Genomic DNA, 7,075 nt, shown 5'->3' with positions numbered 1-7,075 from the left:
ATCTAAGCGGGAAACCAGCCACAAGATAAGTTCTCCCTTGTCGCAAGACACTGAAGATCCCAGGCAGACCACCTGGTAGATAGGCCGGAAGTGTAAGCGCAGTAATGTGTTCAGCTGACCGGTACTAATAGATCGTGAGTCTTAACTCTCTCTCTTCACCTGTTTCTCTTATATATTTCGTCCTGGTGACCACGGCGGAGGGGAACCACCCGATTCCATTCCGAACTCGGAAGTTAAGACCTCCAGCGCCGATGATACTGCAAGTTCACTTGTGGGAAAGTAGGTCGTCGCCAGGACCTTTTTTTTCTCTTCTCTAGAAAGGTGGGGCTTGTTAAAAGCCGCCACCTTTTTCTGTTTCTGCGTAAGCGCTCGTCTCTTTTCATATAGTCATAAATTTTTCATGTGAGATAATGGGGCTCCAATCCAAGGAGGCTGACCGCGTCATCTTGTGGCGTCTACGAGGCCGTCTATACCTTGTCAGGAAGAGCCATGCGAAGTGTCTGTGCGACATCCTCAATGATCCAGGAAGGGGTTGAGGCTCCAGCGGTCAACCCGATACGTTCAAACGCGGCAAGTTCCTCCAGGGGGAGCTCTTCAGCTGTTTCGACGTGGACTGCGAATATCCCTGATTCCTGCGCTATTTGAGCCAATCTTCTTGTGTTTCCGCTATTCTTTCCTCCGACGATGACCATTGCCTGAACCTTGTGGGACAGCTCGCGGACTTCCTCCTGACGGTCCTTGGTTGCCATGCAGATCGTGTCGAGAATAGTCATGTCTGCATCGACATGCTTGATGAGATATTCGCGTACGGCATTGAAAGATTCCCTGTCTTGCGTGGTCTGGGCCGCAAGAAAATAGGTTTCAGCAGAATCAATTCCATGTGCGCACAATTCTTCGAGAGTTTCGAACACGGTGTGCCTAGGGGCGTAACTCACCAGTCCTTGCACTTCTGGATGATCGCGTTCTCCGAAGAGAAGCAGGTGTTTGTTCTGCTCGGCTTGCCTCTGGATAAGAATTTGGGCTTTTTTGACCTTGGGACAGGTAGCATCAACGATCGTCACGTTTTGTGCTTCCAGTTCCAACTGTATGCGCCTTGGGATTCCATGGGCGCGAATGACCACGACATCTCCCGTTTTCAAAGGTTTTGTTCCGTCGGTTTGCAGCACCCCCTGCTCCTTGTATCGTGCCAGGACCTGCGGATTATGGATGATGGGGCCCAGAGTGTAGATGGTTACATCTTGAGGTGGAGCGGCCACGGCGTTGTCCAGCTTGTGCAGCGCCATGTCCACTCCCATGCAAAAGCCCGCTGTTTTAGCGATGACAAGTTCCATTTCAGATCTCCTCCTCGGGTTCATTCATGCCGGCTTCTAAAATCCTGAAAACATCGTCCCATGACTTGCAGAATACGATATCGCGACGGATCGCGCGTGCTCCGGGCAGGCCTTTAAGGAATCTGGGCACCAGCGTGCGCATTTTGAGCAGGCCAAGCCTCTCCATGTCATGCTGCGGATAGAGCTCACTGAGCCTGCGAACCATGCCAACCATGTGCGTCCATGAATTTGAATCCGGCTCTTCTTTTCGTAGCAAGTGCAGATATCGTTTGAAAATTGACGGATCGTTCAAGGCTCCGCGCGCGAACATGATGCTATCCACACCGGTTTGTTCGACGCATTGCATGGCATCTTCCGCGTGAAAGAGATCTCCGCTGGCGATGACAGGCAGGCTCACGTGTTCCTTCAGCGTTTTCAGATGGGACCAGTCGGCATGTCCGGTGAAACCCTGGGCTCCGAAGCGCGGATGCATGGTCACCCAGCCAGCGCCCAGTTCCTCGAGTTTGGTGGCCACCTGTAGGTAGACTGGTTGCCCGACATACCAGCCCAGACGGATCTTGAAGCCCATGCAACCGGGCTCTACTTCGTTGATCATGGATTTCGCAATGCCGAGGAGCTTTTCCGGTTCCTTGAGCAGGGCTGCGCCGCTGCCTGTTTTCACAACCTTGCGCACCGGGCAACCGCAGTTGAGATCGAAATAGCGGAAGCCCGCTTCCCGCAGGCGTTCGATGGACTGAACAAGAAAAGGCTCTTCCGATCCAAAAAGCTGTACGATCAGGGGGCTGTCTTCATCACAGGTCTGAAGAAGCTCCTTGGTGCCAGGACTGTTGTAGATCAGTCCCTTCGCGCTGACCATTTCCGTCACGGCCGCGCTGCATCCATACTCGTGACACAGGAGCCGAAAAGGGAGATCGGAATATCCTGCCAGAGGCGCAAGCCAAGGTTTGTCGGGGGTTATGGGGAACAGTGTTTTTTTCATAAAAATATGTTGGAATTCAGCGGCTGGATTGTCGGCCTTCATAATTTGAACGGAAAAAAGGCCCGCTCAAACGCCGCATAAAAATGGTTGGCTTGTCAATGATTGGCGCGGGGGTGGTTCATGGGGCGGGCAAGGATATCTGGCTTCAATTTTTTGGTTGGTCAAGGATGAGTTCCACTTCGTCCACGCTCAGTCCCGTAGCCTGTGCCAGGGCTTCGGCTGACTGACCGCGCTTGAATCCGCTCAGGATTGTCTGTCGCAGAAACTGCGGCGATTTGGTGAAATTTTCAGCCTGTTCAAGCAGCCGGCGCATTTCAAGGGCGCGGTAATGCAGCTTTTCTTCGAGGGCAGTCAGTTCTTCCTGACGTTTGGTGAAAGTGCCTATGATTTCTTTTTCCAGACGGGCGTTCATGTCCAATTTTTGCAGGAATTCCTCTTGTCTGTCTTGCAGGGAACGCACGAGAAGTTCGGATTTCTTCAGCTTGCCATAGAAAAAAAAGGCGAGACCGATGAGCAGAATCTCCATCAGGGTTGATGCAGTAAGTATCCAGTACGAAATTTGAGGGTTCATCTATACCTGCGTGTCAATCAGGTGGCCCTGATCTGATTCGAAGTCAGGTTCATGGGGATGCGCCTGCCGTTCGCCGGCGTATTGTTCCGGAGCCGACTCATTGTGCCCTTCGGGATCAACCGCTGTGTCGGCGGCGCTGGCTTCGCCTTTGGCCACCAGGTCCTTTTCCCGCCGCTGGCGACGCTGAACCAATTCTTTAGCCAACGCCTGCTGAATCTCCGGGTGCGCGAGCTGCGTATGATGGATTTTTTGCGCCTCGGGGATCTGGCTGATGAGCGTTGAAAGATTGAGGTTATCCACCATTTATTTCACCACATATTCTTCCAGCAGAATTTCAGACACTTGGCCGCTCTTTAAGGTCTGATTGATGACAGCCGCCAGGTCAGCCTTCAATTTATCGGACTCTTGCGAGGTATCCAGCAGTGAGAGGGGCGAGTTTTTGAGATATCGGTATACTCCGTCGCGAATGAACAGCTTTTTGGCCTGGATTTCAGCACGCATTATCTCGGTCGTGTCCGATATGGAAAAACGGCAGGTCAGAAAGCGGATTTTACCGTCGAGCTTGTACTCGATTTGAAACTGATCGAGGGAGTAGGCTTCGATTTGTTCCGGCGGCTGGGTCTTGGCATTTTCGTGAGACTCGGCAGCGTCTGAAGCAGAACCTTCGGGCGCGTGCTGTTCCGGGGAACTTTCCGATTCTGTGGCGGTCTGTTCTTCCGGGGCTGGCGGACCGGATTTCATGAAGTAGTAGGATCCTCCGGCACCAAACAGCAAGCACAGGCTTGCGGCAATTCCGAGAATCCATAATTTCTTTCGGTTTTTCTTGGCGGGTGTTTCGGTCTGTTCCGAAGGAGGAGCCGCTTCCTCGGGTTCAGGCAGGGATTCGACGGAAGTGGCTTCGGTTTCTTCCTCGGTTTCTTCGAATTCAAGAAAGAGGGCGTCATCCAGATCGAGTTCAACTTTCTGCAGGCCTTTGGGGACGCTGTCCTGCAGGCGTTCATCATCCAGGGCGACGTTTTTGTCGCCTTCAGGGGAAATCTGGGCGAGAAGGATGAGCAGGATCATGGGGCCTGAGCTGGCCGGCAATACGAGAATGCCGGCCAGAATGGTTGTTATTCGAAGATTTTATTGATTTTTTGCCCCAGGGTCTCGGCAGTGAAGGGCTTGACTATGTAATTGGACACTTTGGCCTGCACGGCTTCGATGATGTTTTCCTGCTGGGCTTCAGCAGTGACCATGAGAAAGGGCAGGTCGCCGAATTCCTCGCTGGCCCGCACCTTGCGCAGGAGTTCGATGCCGGTCATCTGCGGCATGTTCCAATCGGAGATTATGAAATCCACCTGGTCCTTGGTCAGGACTTCCCAGGCCGCTGTTCCGTCGTCAGCTTCGATGATGTTGTTGAAACCGAGCTGACGAAGAATATTCTTGATGATCCGTCGCATGGTCGAAAAATCATCAACGATGAGCACCCGCATGTTCGTATTGACCGCCATGTATCCCTCCACATGAGCTTTTCGAGAAATTAATCAAAAATGTGTGATCAGTTGATATCGCCGTATTCGCGCACAAACATTTTCTTGAGCTTTCCAAGCGCTTGGGAGTGCAGCTGAGAGACCCGCCCTTCGGTTATGTCGAGGGCCAGCGCCACTTCTTTCATATTGAGTTCTTCAGTGTAATACAAACTTAAGACCAGCTTTTCCCGTTCATTAAGTCTATCGATGAGATGACCGAGCTTGTCAATGATGTCGTGGAAGGCCACGGAGGCAAAGGGTTCGCGGTGATTGCCCCCCTCTCCGGGTTGGTTCCATTGGTCCTGGATCGCATCAAGGCTCAGGATGATCTGGGAGTTGACTGCCTCAAGCGTCGCCTCAAGCTCCTGGCGGTCCTGTCCGGTGAGCTCCAGAAGATCGTTGCGTGAAGGGGCGTGTCCATTTTCCTGCTCGAAATCCCTGATGACCTGTTCAAGCTTTTTGATGCGCTGGCGAAGCCCCCTGGAGTACCAGTCCATGCGCCGCAGTTCGTCCAGCATGGCCCCGCGTATGCGGCTGTCGGCGAACGTTTCGAAGCGGATGTTTAGTTCCGGCTGGAATTTGCCCAACGCCTCCATGAGGCCAAGTGTGCCCGCGCTGATCAGGTCGGATAGTTCGATATGGGCCGGGAGTTTGGCTTTAAGATGCAGGGCGATGATCTTGATGCGGGAGGCAAAGCCGCGAGCGATGCAATCCTTGTCCGATGGACTCAGGGACGCAAAAGTGATGCCCGGCTGCTCCAGAACGGCCCAGACAGGTTCTGCGGAATTATTCCGCAAAGAGGAGCTTCTTCCAGAAGAACTTGATGTTCCCATCGAGATGATCCTGCGGTGTCCAGTGCACCACGTTTCGGGCGATGCGTTGCATCGCCAGGGAGGCTTCGGTGTCGGGGGTCAGGCTGCAAAAAGGCTGCTGCTCGATGACGGCCTGGCGCACGGCCTTGTCCTGGGGAATGGCGCCGACGAAATTCAGGGAGACCCCGGTCAGGAAGTGGTCGCACGCATTGTACAGCTTGGCAAAGATGTCCTTGGCCGATTTTTCGTTCTTGGCCATGTTGACCACGATATGAAATTTGTCCACGCCATGCCTGAGCTTCAGTACCTTGATCAGGGCGTATGCGTCGGTGAGGGAGGTCGGCTCCGGCGTGACGACCACCAGGCGCTCCTGGGCCGCGAGGTTGAAATAGAGCACATTGTCGTTGATGCCCGCTCCCGTGTCTACGATCAGAAAGTCGATGCTGTCTTCCAGCACGTCCATGGCTTCCAGAAGTTCGAGTTTCTGCCCTGTGGACAGGGACAGCATCTCGCTGACTCCACTGGCCGCCGGGAGGATTGAGAATCCATATTCGGTGGGACAGAGGATGTCGCCCAGGGAGACCCCTTCGTGGAACACATGGAATAGGTTTCGCTCCGGAGTCAGGCCCAGCACGACATCCACGTTGGCCAGCCCGAGGTCCGCGTCAAGTATGACGCATCGCTTGCCGAGCTTGCTCAGGCACAGGGCGAGATTGACGGAAACGTTCGTTTTGCCGACGCCTCCCTTGCCGGAGGTGACCGAGAGTACAATGGGGAGAGAGGAGCTCATGCTGTGTCCGGGATAAAAAAGGTTAGTTGGTTGCTTGCGGCAGCTCGTGCCTCAGCAAGAGTTTCCAGACATCCTGATCCTTGGGTTGGGCCAGGGAGTTCTTCAGATCCGGCCCCATGGAAAAAAGAGAGATCGGCAGGCCGGTGTTGTTGGCCTGATTGATTATTTCCCCATAATTACAGGCTTCATCAAGCTTCGTCCAGATAATGCTGGCCGCAGAGGCGGAGCGGAATCTGGACACGAACGCATCCATCTGCGGGGGCGCGAAAAGCGGGCTCAGCACCAGATGCACGTGGCAGGCCGGAAGCTTCCCTCCGGAAACCTCCTGCAGCCAGGAGTCAAGCTGCTGATGGGCGGGCAGACCCGGCAGGTCGAGCAGGACGAGATCATGAGACCTGGCGTCGCGCTCAAGGCTCTCCCATTGGGCGGAGTTGTCGAGCTCCCGGTAGGACAGCCCCGAAAGCTCCGTGTAATGGCGCAGGTAGAGCCGCCCCTTGCCCTGGGAGCGATCGGCGTTGACCACCAGGATGCGCGCCTTTGGACGTAATTTTTTCAGGGACAGGGCCAGCCGCAGGGTGGTGCTGGTCTTGCCGCTGCCGAAGGGGCCAGTCAAAAGATGGAACTTGTGCGACCAGTTCGTATCGAACCAGGGGCTGAGGCTGACCATTCCGTTCATGACGGACAGGGTGGGCGCATCGGGCGCGTGGCGGAATTTTTCCCACAGATCGATCAGCACATCCTCCTTCACGCCCTCCCGTTCCAGATATTCGAAAACCAGCTGCTGGCGCGGAGTCAAAAGCTGCATGTCCATCTGCGGCTTCAGGACGGCCATGAGCTGCTTGCGCAGCCTGGACCATTCCTCGCGCAGGCAGCTGGCATCGTTCTGGGCCAGAGGCATGACGGACTCCGCCGGCGAGGCCTGTTCCTGCGGCATATCAAGGGCCGCCATGATCTCGTAGCAGGTGACGCCTTTGCGGGTCTGTTTCTGGTTGCTCAGGATGATGGCGTCGGGACCGAGTTCGCTCTTGATCCGGGCCATGATTTCCGAGGTGCTTTTTCCGCTGAATGTTTTGACCTGCAT

The 7,075-nt window shown here is 54.7% G+C and carries 9 protein-coding genes and 2 rRNA genes; 2 read left to right on the top strand and 9 right to left on the bottom strand.

The window, feature by feature from the left end; translation table 11 throughout:
* Positions 1-149: ribosomal RNA gene (locus BMZ40_RS18150) — 23S ribosomal RNA — on the top strand; the annotation flags it as partial.
* 32 nt (positions 150-181) lie between these two features.
* Positions 182-296: ribosomal RNA gene (gene rrf / locus BMZ40_RS18145) — 5S ribosomal RNA — on the top strand.
* A 171-nt stretch (positions 297-467) separates the two neighbouring features.
* On the opposite strand, the gene ispH is transcribed toward rrf, so the two are convergent.
* From ispH to BMZ40_RS18100, 9 genes are all read right to left on the bottom strand, one after another.
* Entirely contained in the window at positions 468-1,331 is an 864-nt protein-coding gene (ispH, locus tag BMZ40_RS18140) for a 4-hydroxy-3-methylbut-2-enyl diphosphate reductase (RefSeq protein ID WP_092379315.1), read from the bottom strand.
* Between the two features lies 1 nt (position 1,332).
* Complete coding sequence (locus BMZ40_RS18135) at positions 1,333-2,310, bottom strand: tRNA dihydrouridine synthase (RefSeq protein ID WP_092379323.1); 978 nt, start codon at positions 2,308-2,310, stop codon at positions 1,333-1,335.
* 145 nt (positions 2,311-2,455) lie between these two features.
* The gene (locus BMZ40_RS18130) at positions 2,456-2,881 is read right to left on the bottom strand and encodes a hypothetical protein (protein WP_092379312.1); all 426 of its coding nucleotides are present in this window, start codon (positions 2,879-2,881) and stop codon (positions 2,456-2,458) included.
* On the bottom strand, positions 2,882-3,184 hold the full coding sequence (locus tag BMZ40_RS18125; RefSeq protein WP_092379309.1) for a hypothetical protein: 303 nt from the start codon (positions 3,182-3,184) through the stop codon (positions 2,882-2,884).
* Positions 3,185-3,946: a flagellar basal body-associated FliL family protein gene (locus BMZ40_RS18120; RefSeq protein ID WP_092379306.1), complete on the bottom strand. Its 762-nt coding sequence runs from the start codon at positions 3,944-3,946 to the stop codon at positions 3,185-3,187.
* A 47-nt stretch (positions 3,947-3,993) separates the two neighbouring features.
* Complete coding sequence (locus BMZ40_RS18115) at positions 3,994-4,374, bottom strand: chemotaxis response regulator CheY (protein WP_092189472.1); 381 nt, start codon at positions 4,372-4,374, stop codon at positions 3,994-3,996.
* Positions 4,375-4,421: 47 nt separating this feature from the next.
* Complete coding sequence (locus tag BMZ40_RS18110; protein WP_092379303.1) at positions 4,422-5,225, bottom strand: FliA/WhiG family RNA polymerase sigma factor; 804 nt, start codon at positions 5,223-5,225, stop codon at positions 4,422-4,424.
* A complete protein-coding gene (locus BMZ40_RS18105) occupies positions 5,179-5,994 on the bottom strand; it encodes a MinD/ParA family protein (protein WP_092379300.1) in 816 nt (271 codons plus the stop codon). The genes BMZ40_RS18110 and BMZ40_RS18105 overlap by 47 nt, the downstream gene beginning before the upstream one ends.
* A 22-nt stretch (positions 5,995-6,016) precedes the next feature.
* Positions 6,017-7,075 carry a flagellar biosynthesis protein FlhF gene (locus tag BMZ40_RS18100; protein ID WP_092379298.1) on the bottom strand — a complete coding sequence of 353 codons (1,059 nt, stop codon included), beginning with the start codon at positions 7,073-7,075 and terminating at the stop codon, positions 6,017-6,019.

Origin of the sequence: Desulfomicrobium apsheronum (assembly GCF_900114115.1) — a bacterium.
Classification (GTDB): Bacteria; Desulfobacterota; Desulfovibrionia; order Desulfovibrionales; family Desulfomicrobiaceae; genus Desulfomicrobium; species Desulfomicrobium apsheronum.
The sequence above is the reverse complement of the archived record's forward strand: the minus strand, read 5'-3'. Positions and strand labels throughout refer to the sequence as shown.